The sequence below is a fragment of the Shinella sp. JR1-6 genome, from assembly GCF_004284735.1.
GTDB lineage: Bacteria > Pseudomonadota > Alphaproteobacteria > Rhizobiales > Rhizobiaceae > Shinella.
In genome coordinates, this window is sequence record NZ_SHMI01000012.1 from 49545 (window position 1) to 63910 (window position 14366).

Below are 14366 nucleotides of genomic sequence, written 5' to 3' on the forward strand. Positions count from 1 at the left end.
ACGAAAGCCGTATGAATTGCTCTCAGTGCAGCCCGCCGACGCCGAGCAGCGCCTCAACCGCGTGCCGGTCGGCAGCGAGCGCCGCCGGAGTGCCGGTCCAGGCGATGCGGCCGCGCTCGAGGATGATCACGTCGTCGGCGAAATCGAGCGCGCTCTGGATGCGCTGTTCGACAAGCAGGATGGTCATCTCGCCGGAGGCCGCAAGCGTACCGAACGCCGCCATCAGTTCCTCGCAGATAACAGGGGCAAGGCCCTCCAGCGGCTCGTCGAGCAGGAGCACGGAGGGTTGGCCGAGAATGGTGCGCGCCGTCGTGAGCATCTGCTGCTCGCCGCCGGAAAGCTGCGAGCCGAGGTTCCTGCGCCGCTCCTTGAGCCGAGGGAACATGGCATAGGCCTCATCGATAGCCGTGCGCGGGCGGCCCTTCAGCCCGACGAAGAGGTTTTCCTCCACCGTCAGCGTCGGGAAGACGTCGCGAGACTGCGGCACGTAGCCGAGCCCCTTCAGCGCGCGGGCGGAGCTGCCCATACCCTCGATCGCCTCTCCGCCGAGGCGGATAGCGCCGCCATAACGCTTCGTCTGGCCGGCGAGCGTGGCGAAGAGCGTGGATTTTCCCATGCCGTTGCGGCCGAGCACGGCGAGCCTGCGGCCGGCATCCGCGGCAAAGGAGATATCCTCCAGAACCCGCGTCGGGCCGTAGCCGGCGGAAAGACCGGCGATTTCAAGCGACGCTGCGGGCATCGGCATAACTCCCGAGATAGGCCTGTCGAACACGGGCGTCCTTCGTCACCGCGTCTGGCGATCCGTCGAAGATGATCTCGCCCGCCGCCAGCACGATGACGCGCTTTGCGAAGCGGAAGACAAGGTCCATGTCGTGCTCGATCATCAGAACGGCAAGATCCGCCGGCAGATCGGCAATCGCCTGCTCGATGCGCGCCGTATCGCTCTGCGGCACGCCGGCGGCGGGCTCGTCGAGCAGCAGGACCCTGGGTTTGAGCGCAAGCGCAAGCGCGAGTTCCAGCAATCTTTGCTGGCCGTAGGCGATCTCGCTGACGCGGCGGCCGGCAAGCTGGGCGATGCCGAGCCGGGCAAGCAGCGCATGCACCTCGTCCATCACGTCAGGCATGGCGCGGTGGCTGGCGAACATGCGGCCGGACCGGCCTTGGCGCTGCAGGATGGCGAGCGCGACATGTTCCTCCGGCGTCATCTCGGAGAAGAGCCGCGTCACCTGGAAGGACCGCACGAGGCCGCGGCGCACGCGCTCCGTCGGCCCGAGGCGGGTGACATCCTCGCCGCCGAGCGTGACCGTGCCGGAATTCGGCAGGAGATTGCCGGTGACGAGGTTGACGAAGGTCGTCTTGCCGGCACCGTTCGGGCCGATCAGCGCAACCCGGTCGCCCGGTGCCATCGACAGGGACACATCGTTGGTGACGGCGAGGCCGCCGAAGCTCCGCTTCAGGTTGCGGACATCGAAAATCGCGTTCATCGGTCCTTCCTCCCGCGGCGTTCGAGGAGGGCGGCGAGCGAGCCGTAGAGCCCCTTCGGCGCGAAGAGCACCACGGCGATCAGCAGCGCGCCGACGATGGTGAGCCAGTGGAACGGATTGGCCGCCGAGACGACGTCCTCGAACCACAGGAAGGAGAGCGTGCCGATCAGCGCGCCATAGAGCGAGCCGGTGCCGCCGAGCACGAGCATGACGAGGGCTTCCGCCGAAAGCGTGAAGGACAGGCTGTCGAGGCCGACGACCTGGGTCGAGATGGCGTTGAGTGCCCCGCCCGCCCCGGCGACGGCGCCCGAGATGGCGTACATCCGGATCAGCGTGCCGTGCACCGAGGCGCCCATGGCGCGCACGCGCAGCGGGTCCTGCTTGATGCCGCGGCAGAGCATGCCGAAGGGCGAGCGCACGATCTGGCGCAGAACGACGAAGACGGCGACCAGCAGCACGATGCCGAAGACATAGGCCGTGCGGCCCCACAGGTCGAATTGCCAGAGGCCGAAGACGGCATCCGGCATGATGCCGGCAAGACCGTCGCTGCCGCCGGTCCAGCCGGACGCCTTGTTGGCCGCCTCGTGGGCCAGATGGACGGTGGCGATGGACAGCACAAGCTGCGGCAGGCCATGCGCCCGCAGAACGACGGCACCGGAGACAAGGCCGGCGAGCGCACCCGCGACCACGCCGACGGCGAGCATGGCGATCGGATCGGTAATGCCGAAATGGGCCGCCGCGATGCCCGCCCCATAGGCCCCTGCACCAAACAGCGCGGCATGGCCGAGCGTTGCCACGCCGCAGTAGCCGGTGACGAGATCGAGCGAGAGGACCAAGAGCGCGATCGCCGTGATGCGTGTCAGCAGCGCGAGGTTGTTGGGAAAGAGGAGATAGCCGAGGACGGCGACCACAAGGATAACGAGGACCCCGATCGCATCGCGCGTCAGGCGGGCGCGGCGGTCGTGGGTGGTGGAGAGGTTGTCGGTGTTCATGGTGAGCGCCATCACTTCATCCTTCCGGCAAGGCCGCGCGGGAAAATCCAGACGATGGCGATGACCGCGAGATAGAAGAAGAATTCGCCGAATTCCGGCATCAGGTAGCGCCCCGTCGTATCGATGGCGCCAAGCAGCAGGCAGGCGGCGAGCGCACCCGGAATGGAGCCCGCCCCACCGACCGAGACGACGACGAGGAAGGTCACCATGTAGCGCAGCGCATAGTAGGGCTCGATCGGCAACAGCTCGGCGCCGACGACGCCCCCGAAGGCGGCAAGGCCGACCGCGACGGCGAAGCTGACGGCATAGACGACCTCGGTCTTCACTCCGAGGGCGGCGGCCATGGCCGCGTTGTCGACGCTCGCGCGCAACTTCACGCCGAAGGCCGTGCGCTCGATGAAATACCAGAGGCCGAGCGCGACCGCGGCACCGCAGGCAATGACGAAGAGGCGATGCGCCGAAACAGTACGGAAGCCAAGGCTGACCGGCTCGCGCAGGCTTTCCGGCGTCGGAATGGTCTTCAGCGTCGGCCCGAAGACATAGTTGGCGATGCCGATGACGCAGAAGGTGATGCCGATGGTCATCAGCACCTGCGTCAGCTCCGGCTGGCCATAGATGCGGCGATAGAGCAGGCGCTCGACGGGAATGGCGATCAGGATGGTGCCGAAGACGGCAAGCATGACGGCAACGGCATAGGCAAGGCCGAGGTCGCGCGCGGCATAGGAGGCGATGTAGCCGCCGATCATCGCGAAGGCGCCATGCGCGAGGTTGACGACCCGCATCAGCCCCATCGTCACCGACAGGCCGATCGAGATGACGAAGAGCACCATGCCGTAGGCGAGGGCGTCGACGCCGATGCTGAAGACCGTTTGCATCCAACTATCCTGCTGTGGTGGAGGAACAGCCCCTCATCCGGCCTGCCGGCCACCTTCTCCCCGCGAGCGGGGCGAAGGGACATGCTGCACCGTTCTCCTCAAATCTACACCGTGGTGCGGGGCACGTCCCCTCTCCCCGTCTGCGGGGAGAGGGTTAGGAACAAGCCATTTGCCAGGCAGCAACGATTGTTATTTCGCCGCCGCAAGGCCGGGGTCGCCCTGCTTTTCGAAGGTCTGCACCTCCTTGTTGTAGTAGGTCCCGTCATCGGCCTTGGCCACTTCGCGCAGGTAGATGTTCTGCGTGATATGACGGCTTGCCGGATCGATCGAAACCGGTCCGCGCGGGCTTTCCCAGGAAAGACCCTTCACGGCCTCGACCGCCTTGGCCGCATCCTGCGCGCCGCCCGTCGCCTCGATCATCTTGTAGATGACATGCATGCCGTCATACGCGCCAACCGCGGGGAAGGAGAGCTCCGCCGGATTGCCGATCGCCTTGCCGGCGGCCTCGACGAATGTCTTGTTCTCCGCTGAATCGTGTGAGACGGCATAGTGGAAGGTGGTCGTGAGACCCAGCGCCGCCTCGCCGAGCGCCGGCAGGTCGGATTCCTGCGTCAGGTCGCCGGGCGCGAAGAACTTGATGCCGCCGGCTTTCAGACCGTTCTCGTTGAAGGCCTTGACGAAGCCGAGCGTCGTCGGACCCGAGGGCAGGAAGGCAAAGACGCCTTCGGCGCCGGAATCCTTGATGCGCTGCATGATCGGCGAGAAGTCGTTGGTCTGGAGCGGCATGCGGATCGCCTCGACAATCTCGCCGCCCGCCGCCTCGAAGCCCGCCTTGAAGGCAGCTTCCGCATCCACGCCCGGACCATAGTCGCTGACGACGGAAATGACCTTCTTGGTGCCACCGTCGAAGGCGACCTTGGCGATCGGCGTCGAAGTCTGCCAGGTGGTGAAAGAGGTGCGCACCACATAGGGGCTCTTGGTGACGATGGCTGACGTCGCCGCGTTCATCACCACCATCGGCACATTGGCCTGTTCGAGCAGCGGGGTCGCGGCCATCGCATCCGGCGTGAAGTAGAATCCGGCCAGGTACTGCACGCCTTCCTTGACGACGAGCTCCTGCGACAGCGCCTTGGACTGGGCCGGATCGGCGGTCGGGATGTCGCGGTAGATCACCTCGATCGTGTCGTCGCCAACCGTGTTGCCGTTCAGCGCCATATAGGCGTCGATGCCTGCCTTGAAGTTCTTGCCCTGGAGCGCGAAGGGGCCGGAGAACGGCCCGACGACGCCGACCTTGATTACATCGGCATGGGCAGCACTTCCCATCAGCACAGCCGCCAGCGCGGCGATCGCGACATGTTTCATGTTTTCCTCCCTGAAAGGCCGGTCTCCCACCGGTGCTCGATCCTGTCCAAAACTGGATTTTTGTCAGATTGACAGATGAAACGGTAATGTAAAATGAAAAAATCTGGCTATTTCATAACTTAGGAATTATGAAAATACATCAGGCCGCACCTAGATGCCGAACGGACGACAGCAGCGTATCGGCCAGGCGAAGGGCGGCGCCGGTGGCGACCACCATCTGTGGCAGGATCATCCATTCCAGCGTCCAGGCCGCCCCGGAACGCTCCTGTTCATGCACCATCGCCTGCGCCAGACCGCCGAGCTGTGCCGCATTGAACCGGGCGAGCGCGACCAGCCCTTCGGCGGCGACCGGGTTCTGCTTGTGCGGCATGGCGGAGGAAGAACCGCCGCCGGCAAGCGCGATCTCGTCGCCACGGTCGGCCATCAGGACGACATCCTGCCCGATCTTTCCAAGGCTGCCGGTGATGCCGGAAAGGAGGGCGGCAAGGTCCATGATGCGGTCCCGCTGGCTATGCCACTGCGGGACATCCACAAGACCGAGATTGCGGGCAAGCGCGGCACGCACGGACGGTGCTTTCTCGCCCAGTTTCTCCAGCGTGCCCGCCGCGCCGCCGAACTGCACGACAAGCCCCTCCTCCATCAGACCCTTCAGGCGCGTATGATGGCGCTCAAGGGGCGCACGCCAGGCGCCGACGCGGTCCGCCACGGCAATGGGGATGGCAGCCTGCATGCGGGTGCGCCCCATCAACACCCGGTCGCCGAAGGTGACGGCGAGACCATCGAGCACGCCGGTCAGCGCTTCCACCCGGTTTTCAAGAACAGGCAAGACGCGTGAGAGGCGCAGCATCAGTCCGCTGTCGACGACATCCTGGCTGGTCGCGCCGACATGTACATGCCGGCCATGCGGCTCGCCGACGGCGGCGCGGAGTTGGCGAACGAAATCGGGCACCACCACACCGTCGCGGGCGGTGGCGGCCCTGAGGCTTGCGACATCCGGCGAGAAGCGGTGCGCGGCAGCCTCGATCGCCCCGGCGGCTTCTGCCGGGATCACACCCGCCTCTACTTCGGCCCTTGCCAGCGCCACCTCGAACGCGAGCATGGCCTCAAGCTCAGCAGCGACGGAAAACAGCGCAGCCACCGCCTCGTCGCCGAGTAGGCCGGAAAGATAGGGATGGTCGAAGGGAGAAACGGTCATGGGTCGCTCTTTTCCGGTCGGAAGCGCGTGGATCCTCCGGTCAAGCCCGAGGATGACGGAGAGGAGGAGAGGTCACGGACCTCATGAACGATGCGGCATGCGGCGCCGTCAATCTGACTGCAAACCTCGCTTCTTTCGTCATCCTCGGGCTTGATCCGAGGATCCATGTAGCCGGTGCCGAGCTTAGCACACAGCCTAGATATCGAAGAACACCGTTTCCTTCTCGCCCTGCAGATGAATGTCGAAGCGGTAGCTGTCCCCGTCCACCGCTGCGATCAACGTCGACACGCGCACCCGGTGTTCGATGCGGGCGAGCACCGGGTCCTCGGCATTGGCCGCCTCTTCATCGGCGAAGTAGAGACGCGTGTTGAGGCCGAGATTGATACCGCGGGCGACGATCCAGAATGAAATGTGCGGCGCCATCGGGCGGCCGTCCTTGAAGGGGGCGCGGCCAGGCTTGATGGTCTCGAAGCGGTACTCGCCGGTCTCTCCGTCGGTGGCGGCACGACCCCAGCCGGTAAAATTGGGATCGGCGCTGCCGCGCAGCTCCGAGGGGCTGTTGTAGAGACCTGCCGCATCCGCCTGCCAGATCTCGATCAGCGCATCCTTCAGTGGCGTGCCGGTGCCGTCAAGCACCCGCCCGGTGATGGTGATGCGTCGCCCGAGCGTCCTGTCGTTCACCATGGTGGCACCGAGATCGCTCTCATAGACGCCGGCAATGCCGGAAAAATTCGGCGTGAGACCGATATGGACATAGGGGCCTGCCGTCTGCGAGGCGCTTTCCTTGAGATAACCGAGCGGCTGCACCATCAGTTGCCCTCCATCCGGTTTTCGAAGAGCGTCGAGCGACGGCCACGCAGCACGATGTCGAACTTGTAGGCGCGCGCATCCATGGGGATCGTGTTGCCCCAATCGAGCGCGGCGACCAGCTGCTCGATGGCCGCCTTGTCCGGAATCGTCTGCACGATGGGACATTTCCAGATCATCGGATCGCCCTCGAAATACATCTGCGTGATCAGCCGCTGGGCGAAACCGTGGCCAAAGACGGAGAAATGAATATGCGCCGGGCGCCAGTCGTTGACGCCGTTCGGCCAGGGATAGGGCCCGGGCTTGACGGTGCGGAAGGCATAATAGCCATCCTCGTCGGTGATGGTGCGCCCGCAGCCGCCGAAATTCGGATCAAGCGGCGCGAGGTAGCTTTCCTTCTTGTGGCGGTAGCGCCCGCCGGCATTGGCCTGCCAGAACTCAAGCAGCGCGCCCGCCACCGGCCGCGCCCGCTCGTCGAGCACCCGGCCGTGCACGATGATGCGCTCGCCGATCGCGCTTTCGCCCGGTTTTGCGAAATTGTGAATCAGGTCGTTGTCGAGCTCGCCCAGCATCGCGTGACCGAAGACCGGGCCGGTGATTTCCGAAACCGTGCCGTCGAGCGACAGAAGGGCCTTCTGCGGCGAGCGCAGCACGGAGGTCTTGTAGCCTGGCGTCAGGCCCGGCGGATGCCACAGGCGATCACGGGAGAAGAAGGCGCCTGTTTCGGGCTTGCGATTGGAAAGGTCCGTCATGGTTTCCTCAGGCCGCCTTTTCGGCGTCCATATCCTCGAAGACGTGCTTGGCGATCTTGATCGCCCGGTTGGCCGCCGGCACGCCGGCATAGATCGCGACATGCAGAAGCGCCTCGGCGATATCCTCGCGGCTGGCGCCGGTGTTGACGGTGGCGCGCACATGCATCGCCACCTCCTCATCGTGACCGAGCGCGGCGAGCAGCGCGATCGTCACCATCGAGCGCTCGCGCATCGTCCAGCCGGGCCGCGACCAGACCGTGCCCCACGCCGCTTCGGTGATCAGCTCCTGGAAGGGCTGGTCGAAGGCGGTGGCGCCGGAGGAGGCGCGGTCGACATGACTGTCGCCGAGCACCGCGCGCCGGGTCACCATGCCCTGGCGGTAGCGGTCGGAAAAGGTATGCGCATCAGCCATGGGGCTCGTCTCCGGCAGGTAGGGTGGCGATGAAGGCGCGGATCATCTCCGACAGCATTTCCGGCTGCTCGACGCAGGGAATGTGCCCGGCATCCTTGATGACCTCGTAGCGGGCGCCGGCAATGAGCTTTGCCATGGACAGCACCACATCCGGCGGGGTCGAGCCGTCCTGGTCTCCGACGACGCAGAGCGTCGGTACGGCAAGGCGTTCCGTCGAACGGGTGAGGTCGGCGTCGCGCAGCGCGGCGCAGGTGGCGGCATAACCGACCGCGGACTGGCGGGTGAGCATGTTGCGGTAGCCGTGATAGGCGGCGTTCTCCGGACGACGGAAGGCCGGCGTGAACCAGCGCTCCATGACGGCGTCGACGAGACCTTCGATACCCTTCGTCTCGACGCTTTCGATACGCGCATTCCACATCTCGGCCGTGCCGATCTTGTGCGCCGTGTCGCAGAGCACCAGCGCCCGGACGAGGTCCGGCCGCTTCGCCGCAAGGCCCTGCGCGATCATGCCCCCGACGGAAAGGCCGCAGATGACGGCGCCCTTCACATCCAGCCGGTCGAGCAGTGCGGCGAGATCAAGGACATGGTCGTCGATCGAATAGGGCACCTGGCCGAGATCGGACAGGCCATGGCCGCGCTTATCATAGGTAACGATGGGGAAGTCGCCAGCAAGGCGCACGACGACGTCACGCCAGATGCGGAAGTCGGTGCCGAGCGAATTGGCAAAGACGATCACCGGGCGGCCCGCCGGCCCGCCGATCAGCTGGTGGTGCAAGATGACGTCGTTGACGGTTGCGAACTGCACTTCTGTCTCCTCCCGGACCCTCAGATTGGCCCCTTGATCTGGTTAGGTAAAATGATATTTCATGCCGTTTCGTTAACTTGAGGGTTATGGAAACCATGGTCGACAGCCGTATCAAGTTCCGCCATCTGCAGACCTTTGTCGAGGTGGCCCGCCAGAGAAGCGTGATGAAGGCAGCGGAAATCCTGCATGTCAGCCAGCCTGCCGTGACGAAGACGATCCGTGAACTGGAGGAGGTTCTCGGCGTCGCCGTCTTCGAGCGCGAGGGGCGCGGCATCAAGATCACCCGGCATGGCGAGGTCTTCCTCAAGCATGCCGGCGCAGTGCTGGCGGCGCTCCGGCAAGGCTTCGATTCGGTCTCACAGGCGCTTTCCGGCGATGCCCCGCCGATCCGAATCGGCGCATTGCCCACCGTCTCGACGCGCATCATGCCGAAGGCGATGGCGCTGTTTCTCGCGGAAGAGACGGGCGCGCGCTTAAAGATCGTCACGGGCGAAAACGCGGTTCTGCTGGAGCAGCTGCGCGTCGGCGACCTCGATCTCGTCGTCGGGCGCCTTGCCGCACCGGAGAAGATGACGGGCTTCTCCTTCGAGCACCTCTATTCGGAAAAGGTGGTCTTCTGCGTGCGCGCCGGCCATCCGCTGCTTGCCGGCGGATCGGCCTTTGCCGGGCTCGACGCCTATCCCGTGCTGATGCCGACGCGCGCCTCGATCATCCGCCCCTTCGTCGAAAGCTTCCTGATCACCAACGGTATTGCCGGCCTTCCGAACCAGATCGAGACCGTGTCCGACGCCTTCGGCCGCGCCTTCGTGCGCGAAAGCGATGCGATCTGGATCATCTCCGAAGGGGTGGTGGCAGCGGATATCGCGGATGGTGCGCTCGCGGCGCTGCCGATCGATACGAGCGGCACGAAGGGGCCCGTCGGCCTCACCATGCGCACCGACGCCGTACCGTCCATGCCACTGTCCATCCTCATCCAGACGATCCGCGAAGTGGCAGGCAAGGTATCGCCCGCGGCTTGAGCCCTTCGCCCCTCAGCCAGAGGGTTCGCCACAATTGCGGGCGCAAAGCCGCTTCGCGCTTTTGCTGGAATTGCTCTAGGAAGGGTGCATGACAAGCGAACTTATCTCTTTCCGCACCGCGATCGTCGCGCTTCATCCCGATCTGGCAGATGCCGCCTTCCGGCTACTGCCGGGCGGTTGGCATTCGCGTGCGGTGGCGGTGGACGAACGTCGCGTCTTCAAGTTCCCACAGGGCGAGGAGGCGGAACAGGCGCTGCGCCGCGAAGCCTCCATCCTCGCGACCATCCGCCCGCATCTTGCGATGCCCGTTCCGGACCTTCACCTCCACGAGGGCGCACCGCTCTTTTCCGAACACGCAATCATCCCCGGCGACCATTTGGAAACCGCTCACTACGAGACGCTGCCGGAGCCGGCGCGAAGGGCCTTGGGTGAGACGCTCGCCCGATTCTACACGCAGCTGCATGCCCTCCCCCGCCCGTTGATGGAGGCCGCCGGCGCGCGGCCCATCGAGCGCTGGCTGGATGCCGATGGCATCGCGGCAAGGGCCCTGCCGCTGCTGCCGGAAGACCTGCATGGCTTTGCGAGCGAAACCCTTTCCGGCTGGCGCACGCTGGCGCCGGATCCTCATGGCGAAACCTACGGGTTCTTCGATGGCCACGGCTGGAACATGGCCTTCGACCATGCCGCCGGGCGGCTCAATGGCATCTACGATTTCGCCGATTCCGGTTTCGGCCCACTGCACCAGGATTTCATCTACACGAACTTCATCAGCCCCGACCTCACCGCGCGGGTTGCGGACAGCTATGAACAGCTGACGGGCCGGGCGCTCGATCGTGCCCGCATCCATCTCCTGACCGGCGTGCACCGGCTCTGGGAACTTGCAGCCCTCGCCGAAGCGTCGGAGCACCACGCGACGATGATCGCCTCCATCGCCGCCTGGGCGGCGCGTCAGTAGGGCAGGCCGACGTAGTTTTCCGCCAACACCATTTCGGCCGCGCGGGAATGGGTGAGATAGTCGAGCTCGGCTTCCTGGATCTTCTGGTCGAAATCGCCGGCCCCGGGAAAACGGTGCAGCATGCTCGTCATCGACCAGGAGAAACGCACAGCCTTCCAGACCCGGGCGAGCGCCCTTGCCGAATAGGCGTCGAGGCCGGCCTCGGAGCGCTCCCGATAGTGTTCCACAAGACCGGAGAAAAGGTAGTGTACATCGCTTGCGGCAAGGTTCAGCCCCTTGGCGCCCGTCGGCGGCACGATATGGGCGGCGTCGCCGACGAGGAACAGCCGGCCGAAGCGCATCGGCTCGGCGACGAAGGAACGCAGCGGCGCGATCGATTTCTCGAAGCTCGGTCCGGTGACCAGTGCCTCGCCATGATGGGCGGGAAGGCGGCGGCGCAGCTCGTCCCAGAAGCGCGCATCGGACCAGGCTTCGATCTTCTCGTCGAGCGCGCACTGGAAATAATACCGGCTGCGGGTGCGCGAGCGCATGGAACAGAGGGCGAAACCGCGCGGATGGTTGGCATAGACCAGCTCGTCGCTGACCGGCGGCACCTCTGCGAGGATACCCAGCCAGCCGAAAGGATAGACCTTTTCGAAGGTGCGGATCGCCTTCTCCGGCACGGCCTTGCGGCTGGCGCCGTGGAAACCGTCGCAGCCGGCGATGAAATCGCAGTCGATCCGGTGCGTGATACCGTCCTTCTCGTAGGTGACGTAGGGCGTGGCGCCGTCGAAGCCATGCGGCGTGACATTTACCGCCTCGTGGATCGTCAGCCGGCCGTCGGCTTCCCGCTGTTCGATGAGATCACGGGTCAGCTCCGTCTGGCCATAGACCATGACGCGCTTGCCGCCGGTGAGATCGAAGAGGTCGATGCGGTGATCGCGACCGTCGAAGGCGAGCGAAAAACCGTCATGCGGCAAGCCTTCGGCATGCATGCGCGCGCCGACGCCGGCCTGGTCGAGCAGTGCAGTCGTACCCTCCTCCAGCACCCCGGCCCGCACGCGGCCAAGGATATGCGCGCGGCTCGACCGGTCGAGGATCACCGTCTCAATGCCGGCATTGCCGAGCAGCTGGCCGAGCAGCAGGCCCGAAGGCCCCGAACCGATGATGACGACCTGAACGCGCATAGTGTCCTCCCGAACTGGCATTTCGCAAATTGTCGGCGGGAAGGGTGGTGCCGAGCAATGGACGGATCGGCCACAAAATTGTACAAATCGAACATCGCGAAATAGTGGCAGAACGATGAAGCGACCGGCCCCGACCTACGATCTCTACGGCGAAAGAGCCGGAAACGGTCCGGATTTCTGGCTGCACTGCGAAACGATCCCTTCGCGCAGCAGCCTGCACCGCTACGAGATCGGCCTGCATCGGCACGAGAGCTTCTTCCAGATCCTGTATATTTCCGCTGGTTCGGGCGATGCGCTGTTCGAAGACCGGCGGTTGACGCTGACCCCGCCCGCCATCGCCACGGTGCCGCCGGCGCTTGAGCACGGCTTCCGGTTTTCCCGCGATGTCGACGGCTATGTTTTCACCCTGCTCGCCTCACATCTGCGCCTTGCCGGCGAGGCAGGACGCTTCGTTTCCGAGCCGCGCGTGACACCGCTCGATCCCGGCGATGCGGACGGCGCCTTCGTGCTTTCGACGCTCGGGCGGCTTGCCGCCGAATGGACGACGCGGCGAAGCGGGCGCACCGACCTGATGCAGGCCTATCTGGTCTCGGTCCTGACGCTTTCCGCGCGGCTCTGGAGCCGGGACGAAACAGCAGGCGACGCCGGTGAGACGGCACGGCGCATGGAACATCTCAACGGTCTGATCCAGCAGCATTTCCGCGGCCAGAAGCCGGCCGGCTTCTACGCCGGCGAGCTCGGCATCTCGCCGACGCATCTCAACCGTATCGTCAAGGCCGCGACGGGCCTGACGGCCCATGCCTATATCGGTCGAAAGCTGATCGACGAGGCGAAACGCGAACTCGTCTTCACCGAGGCGCCAGCGCAGGAGATCTCGCTTGGCCTCGGTTTTGCCGACCCCGCGTATTTTTCCCGCTACTTCCTGCGCCAGACGGGCGAGACACCGCGCGCCTGGCGGCTGCGGGAACGGGAGCGGCTTTCCGCTCAGTCGTCGGAATAGCGCTCCTCGGCCCAGGGGTCCCCGCGCATATGATAGCCGTTACGCTCCCAGAACCCCGCCTGGTCGCCGGGCAGGAAATCGATGCGCGTCAACCATTTGGCGCTTTTCCAGAAATAGAGATGCGGCACGACGAGGCGCATCGGCCCGCCATGCTCCGCCGAGAGCGGCTGGCCCTCCCAATGGGTGGCGAGGATAGCGTCCCCGACAGCGAAATCGGCGAGCGGCAGGTTTGTCGTATAGCCGTCATAGCTCGTCAACATGACGAAACTCGCCTCCGACCGCGGCATGACACGGTCGAGCAGATCACGGGTGGCGACACCCTCCCAGCGGTTGTCGTAGCGCGACCAGGTGGTCACGCAATGGATGTCCGAAAGTCTTTGGCTCTGCGGCAGTGCCAGGAACTCCGTCCAGCTGAAGGATTGCGGGTTTTCCGCGCCACCCTTCACGTCGAGCCGCCAGCTTTCCCGGCGGATGGCCGGCTGCTGGCCGAGATCGAGCACCGGCCAGTTCTTTACGAGATGCTGGCCGGGCGGCAGGCGGTCGGTCTCGGGCCGGGAAATGCGCCCCGTGAGGAACCTGCCCTCGTCCGCCCAGCGGCGTTTCGTGCGGGTGAGCTTGCTGTCGTCGTCGCTCATGGTGGCCTCCTGCTGCGGTGCAAAAGGTGGGGCCGCGACCTTGCTTCTGTCAAGATCGGCACCCGGCGGGGCCGGAATTGCCTTTAGGCGAGCACCGGCCGCAGTGCCGCCTGCACCTCGCGCATCGCCGGCAGGTAGCGGGTCACCATCTCCTCCGCCGAGGCGAGGGCGGCCGGCGCACCGATATTGAGCGCGGCGACAACGCGGCCGCGGGCGTTTTCGAGCGGCACGGCGATGGAGCGAAGCCCGATCTCCAGCTCCTGGTCGATCAGGGCAAAGCCGTTCCGCCTCACGCCGGCCAACTCCTCCATCAGCGCCTCCGGCGCCGTCTTGGTATAAGGGGTGTTCGCCTTGCGATCGGAAGCTTCCACAATCGCCCGCGCCTCCGCTTCCGGGAGAGCGGCCAGGAGAACGCGACCCATCGAGGCGCAGTAGGCCGGCAGGCGCGAACCCGGCGTGAGGTTGATCGACATCACCCGCTTCTGTGCAGCCCGCGCCACATAGACGATTTCGACCCCGTCCAGTACCGAAGCGGACGCGCTCTGGCCGACCCTTTCCGAGAGCTGGTCGAGATAGGGCTGCACCAGCCGCGGCAGGGGTGTCGCCGAGAGATAGGCATGACCGAGGCGCAAAATCTTCGGCGTCAGTTCGAAGAACTTGCCGTCATAGGCGGCATAACCAAGTTCGGCCAGCGTCAGCAGGCAGCGCCGCGAAGTCGCCCGGTCGAGGCCCGTTTCCTTTGAAACATCCGTGATGGTGAGGCGGGGTTTTGCCTCACCGAAGGCCTCGATGACCATCAGCCCCTTGGCAAATCCGCCGATGAAATCCGTTTCCCGCACCTTTGTCTCCTCATCGGCTGGCCGGACGGCATAGTAGCATGCAGGGGCGCCGCCGCCTGCCCCTTCTG

16 protein-coding genes are annotated in these 14366 nt (G+C 65.3%); 3 read left to right on the plus strand and 13 right to left on the minus strand.

The window, feature by feature from the left end; all coding sequences use genetic code 11:
* Window positions 1-22: 22 nt before the first annotated feature.
* From EXZ48_RS20200 to pcaD, 10 genes are all read right to left on the minus strand, one after another.
* Window positions 23-739: an ABC transporter ATP-binding protein gene (locus tag EXZ48_RS20200; protein ID WP_130517863.1), complete on the minus strand. Its 717-nt coding sequence runs from the start codon at window positions 737-739 to the stop codon at window positions 23-25.
* The gene (locus EXZ48_RS20205) at window positions 720-1484 is read right to left on the minus strand and encodes an ABC transporter ATP-binding protein (RefSeq protein WP_130517865.1); all 765 of its coding nucleotides are present in this window, start codon (window positions 1482-1484) and stop codon (window positions 720-722) included. The genes EXZ48_RS20200 and EXZ48_RS20205 overlap by 20 nt, the downstream gene beginning before the upstream one ends.
* Entirely contained in the window at window positions 1481-2488 is a 1008-nt protein-coding gene (locus EXZ48_RS20210; RefSeq protein WP_165909380.1) for a branched-chain amino acid ABC transporter permease, read from the minus strand. Before EXZ48_RS20210 ends, EXZ48_RS20205 begins: the two co-directional genes overlap by 4 nt.
* On the minus strand, window positions 2488-3351 hold the full coding sequence (locus tag EXZ48_RS20215; protein WP_130517867.1) for a branched-chain amino acid ABC transporter permease: 864 nt from the start codon (window positions 3349-3351) through the stop codon (window positions 2488-2490). The genes EXZ48_RS20210 and EXZ48_RS20215 overlap by 1 nt, the downstream gene beginning before the upstream one ends.
* Window positions 3352-3540: 189 nt before the next feature.
* Complete coding sequence (locus EXZ48_RS20220; protein WP_130517869.1) at window positions 3541-4713, minus strand: ABC transporter substrate-binding protein; 1173 nt, start codon at window positions 4711-4713, stop codon at window positions 3541-3543.
* A 139-nt stretch (window positions 4714-4852) separates the two neighbouring features.
* Complete coding sequence (locus tag EXZ48_RS20225; protein ID WP_130517871.1) at window positions 4853-5908, minus strand: 3-carboxy-cis,cis-muconate cycloisomerase; 1056 nt, start codon at window positions 5906-5908, stop codon at window positions 4853-4855.
* A 195-nt stretch (window positions 5909-6103) separates the two neighbouring features.
* A complete protein-coding gene (pcaG, locus tag EXZ48_RS20230; RefSeq protein ID WP_130517872.1) occupies window positions 6104-6718 on the minus strand; it encodes a protocatechuate 3,4-dioxygenase subunit alpha in 615 nt (204 codons plus the stop codon).
* Window positions 6718-7467: a protocatechuate 3,4-dioxygenase subunit beta gene (gene pcaH / locus EXZ48_RS20235; protein WP_023516212.1), complete on the minus strand. Its 750-nt coding sequence runs from the start codon at window positions 7465-7467 to the stop codon at window positions 6718-6720. The genes pcaG and pcaH overlap by 1 nt, the downstream gene beginning before the upstream one ends.
* 7 nt (window positions 7468-7474) lie before the next feature.
* Window positions 7475-7879: a 4-carboxymuconolactone decarboxylase gene (gene pcaC, locus EXZ48_RS20240; RefSeq protein ID WP_023516211.1), complete on the minus strand. Its 405-nt coding sequence runs from the start codon at window positions 7877-7879 to the stop codon at window positions 7475-7477.
* Window positions 7872-8684, minus strand: a complete 813-nt coding sequence (gene pcaD / locus EXZ48_RS20245; protein ID WP_130517874.1) for a 3-oxoadipate enol-lactonase — start codon at window positions 8682-8684, stop codon at window positions 7872-7874. The genes pcaC and pcaD overlap by 8 nt, the downstream gene beginning before the upstream one ends.
* Before the next feature lie 95 nt (window positions 8685-8779).
* Here pcaD and pcaQ point away from each other — a divergent pair, with 95 nt between their 5' ends.
* Window positions 8780-9703, plus strand: coding sequence for a pca operon transcription factor PcaQ (gene pcaQ / locus EXZ48_RS20250; protein WP_023512545.1), 924 nt, complete (start codon window positions 8780-8782; stop codon window positions 9701-9703).
* Between the two features lie 88 nt (window positions 9704-9791).
* A complete protein-coding gene (locus tag EXZ48_RS20255; protein ID WP_130517875.1) occupies window positions 9792-10658 on the plus strand; it encodes a phosphotransferase family protein in 867 nt (288 codons plus the stop codon).
* Here the strand turns inward: EXZ48_RS20255 and pobA are convergent.
* The gene (pobA, locus tag EXZ48_RS20260) at window positions 10652-11824 is read right to left on the minus strand and encodes a 4-hydroxybenzoate 3-monooxygenase (protein ID WP_130517877.1); all 1173 of its coding nucleotides are present in this window, start codon (window positions 11822-11824) and stop codon (window positions 10652-10654) included. The two genes, EXZ48_RS20255 and pobA, sit on opposite strands and share 7 nt — an antisense overlap.
* A 115-nt stretch (window positions 11825-11939) precedes the next feature.
* Between pobA and EXZ48_RS20265 the strand changes: the two genes are divergently transcribed.
* Window positions 11940-12824, plus strand: coding sequence for a helix-turn-helix domain-containing protein (locus EXZ48_RS20265; protein WP_130517880.1), 885 nt, complete (start codon window positions 11940-11942; stop codon window positions 12822-12824).
* On the opposite strand, the gene EXZ48_RS20270 is transcribed toward EXZ48_RS20265, so the two are convergent.
* Together EXZ48_RS20270 and EXZ48_RS20275 are read right to left on the minus strand one after the other, a co-directional pair.
* Window positions 12809-13459 carry a sulfite oxidase-like oxidoreductase gene (locus tag EXZ48_RS20270; protein ID WP_130517882.1) on the minus strand — a complete coding sequence of 217 codons (651 nt, stop codon included), beginning with the start codon at window positions 13457-13459 and terminating at the stop codon, window positions 12809-12811. The genes EXZ48_RS20265 and EXZ48_RS20270 overlap by 16 nt on opposite strands.
* Before the next feature lie 83 nt (window positions 13460-13542).
* Window positions 13543-14298 carry an IclR family transcriptional regulator gene (locus EXZ48_RS20275; RefSeq protein WP_130517884.1) on the minus strand — a complete coding sequence of 252 codons (756 nt, stop codon included), beginning with the start codon at window positions 14296-14298 and terminating at the stop codon, window positions 13543-13545.
* Between the last annotated feature and the right edge of the window lie 68 nt (window positions 14299-14366).

What these genes read in the sequence shown, in the direction of transcription:
- EXZ48_RS20210 (WP_165909380.1), bottom strand. Translation starts at nt 2,488, where the DNA reads ATGGCGCTCACCATGAACACCGACAACCTCTCCACCACCCACGACCGC.
- pcaH (WP_023516212.1), bottom strand. Translation starts at nt 7,467, where the DNA reads ATGACGGACCTTTCCAATCGCAAGCCCGAAACAGGCGCCTTCTTCTCC.
- pcaC (WP_023516211.1), bottom strand. Translation starts at nt 7,879, where the DNA reads ATGGCTGATGCGCATACCTTTTCCGACCGCTACCGCCAGGGCATGGTG.
- pcaG (WP_130517872.1), bottom strand. Translation starts at nt 6,718, where the DNA reads ATGGTGCAGCCGCTCGGTTATCTCAAGGAAAGCGCCTCGCAGACGGCA.
- EXZ48_RS20215 (WP_130517867.1), bottom strand. Translation starts at nt 3,351, where the DNA reads ATGCAAACGGTCTTCAGCATCGGCGTCGACGCCCTCGCCTACGGCATG.
- EXZ48_RS20225 (WP_130517871.1), bottom strand. Translation starts at nt 5,908, where the DNA reads ATGACCGTTTCTCCCTTCGACCATCCCTATCTTTCCGGCCTACTCGGC.
- pobA (WP_130517877.1), bottom strand. Translation starts at nt 11,824, where the DNA reads ATGCGCGTTCAGGTCGTCATCATCGGTTCGGGGCCTTCGGGCCTGCTG.
- pcaQ (WP_023512545.1), top strand. Translation starts at nt 8,780, where the DNA reads ATGGTCGACAGCCGTATCAAGTTCCGCCATCTGCAGACCTTTGTCGAG.
- EXZ48_RS20200 (WP_130517863.1), bottom strand. Translation starts at nt 739, where the DNA reads ATGCCCGCAGCGTCGCTTGAAATCGCCGGTCTTTCCGCCGGCTACGGC.
- EXZ48_RS20270 (WP_130517882.1), bottom strand. Translation starts at nt 13,459, where the DNA reads ATGAGCGACGACGACAGCAAGCTCACCCGCACGAAACGCCGCTGGGCG.
- EXZ48_RS20265 (WP_130517880.1), top strand. Translation starts at nt 11,940, where the DNA reads ATGAAGCGACCGGCCCCGACCTACGATCTCTACGGCGAAAGAGCCGGA.
- EXZ48_RS20205 (WP_130517865.1), bottom strand. Translation starts at nt 1,484, where the DNA reads ATGAACGCGATTTTCGATGTCCGCAACCTGAAGCGGAGCTTCGGCGGC.
- EXZ48_RS20220 (WP_130517869.1), bottom strand. Translation starts at nt 4,713, where the DNA reads ATGAAACATGTCGCGATCGCCGCGCTGGCGGCTGTGCTGATGGGAAGT.
- EXZ48_RS20255 (WP_130517875.1), top strand. Translation starts at nt 9,792, where the DNA reads ATGACAAGCGAACTTATCTCTTTCCGCACCGCGATCGTCGCGCTTCAT.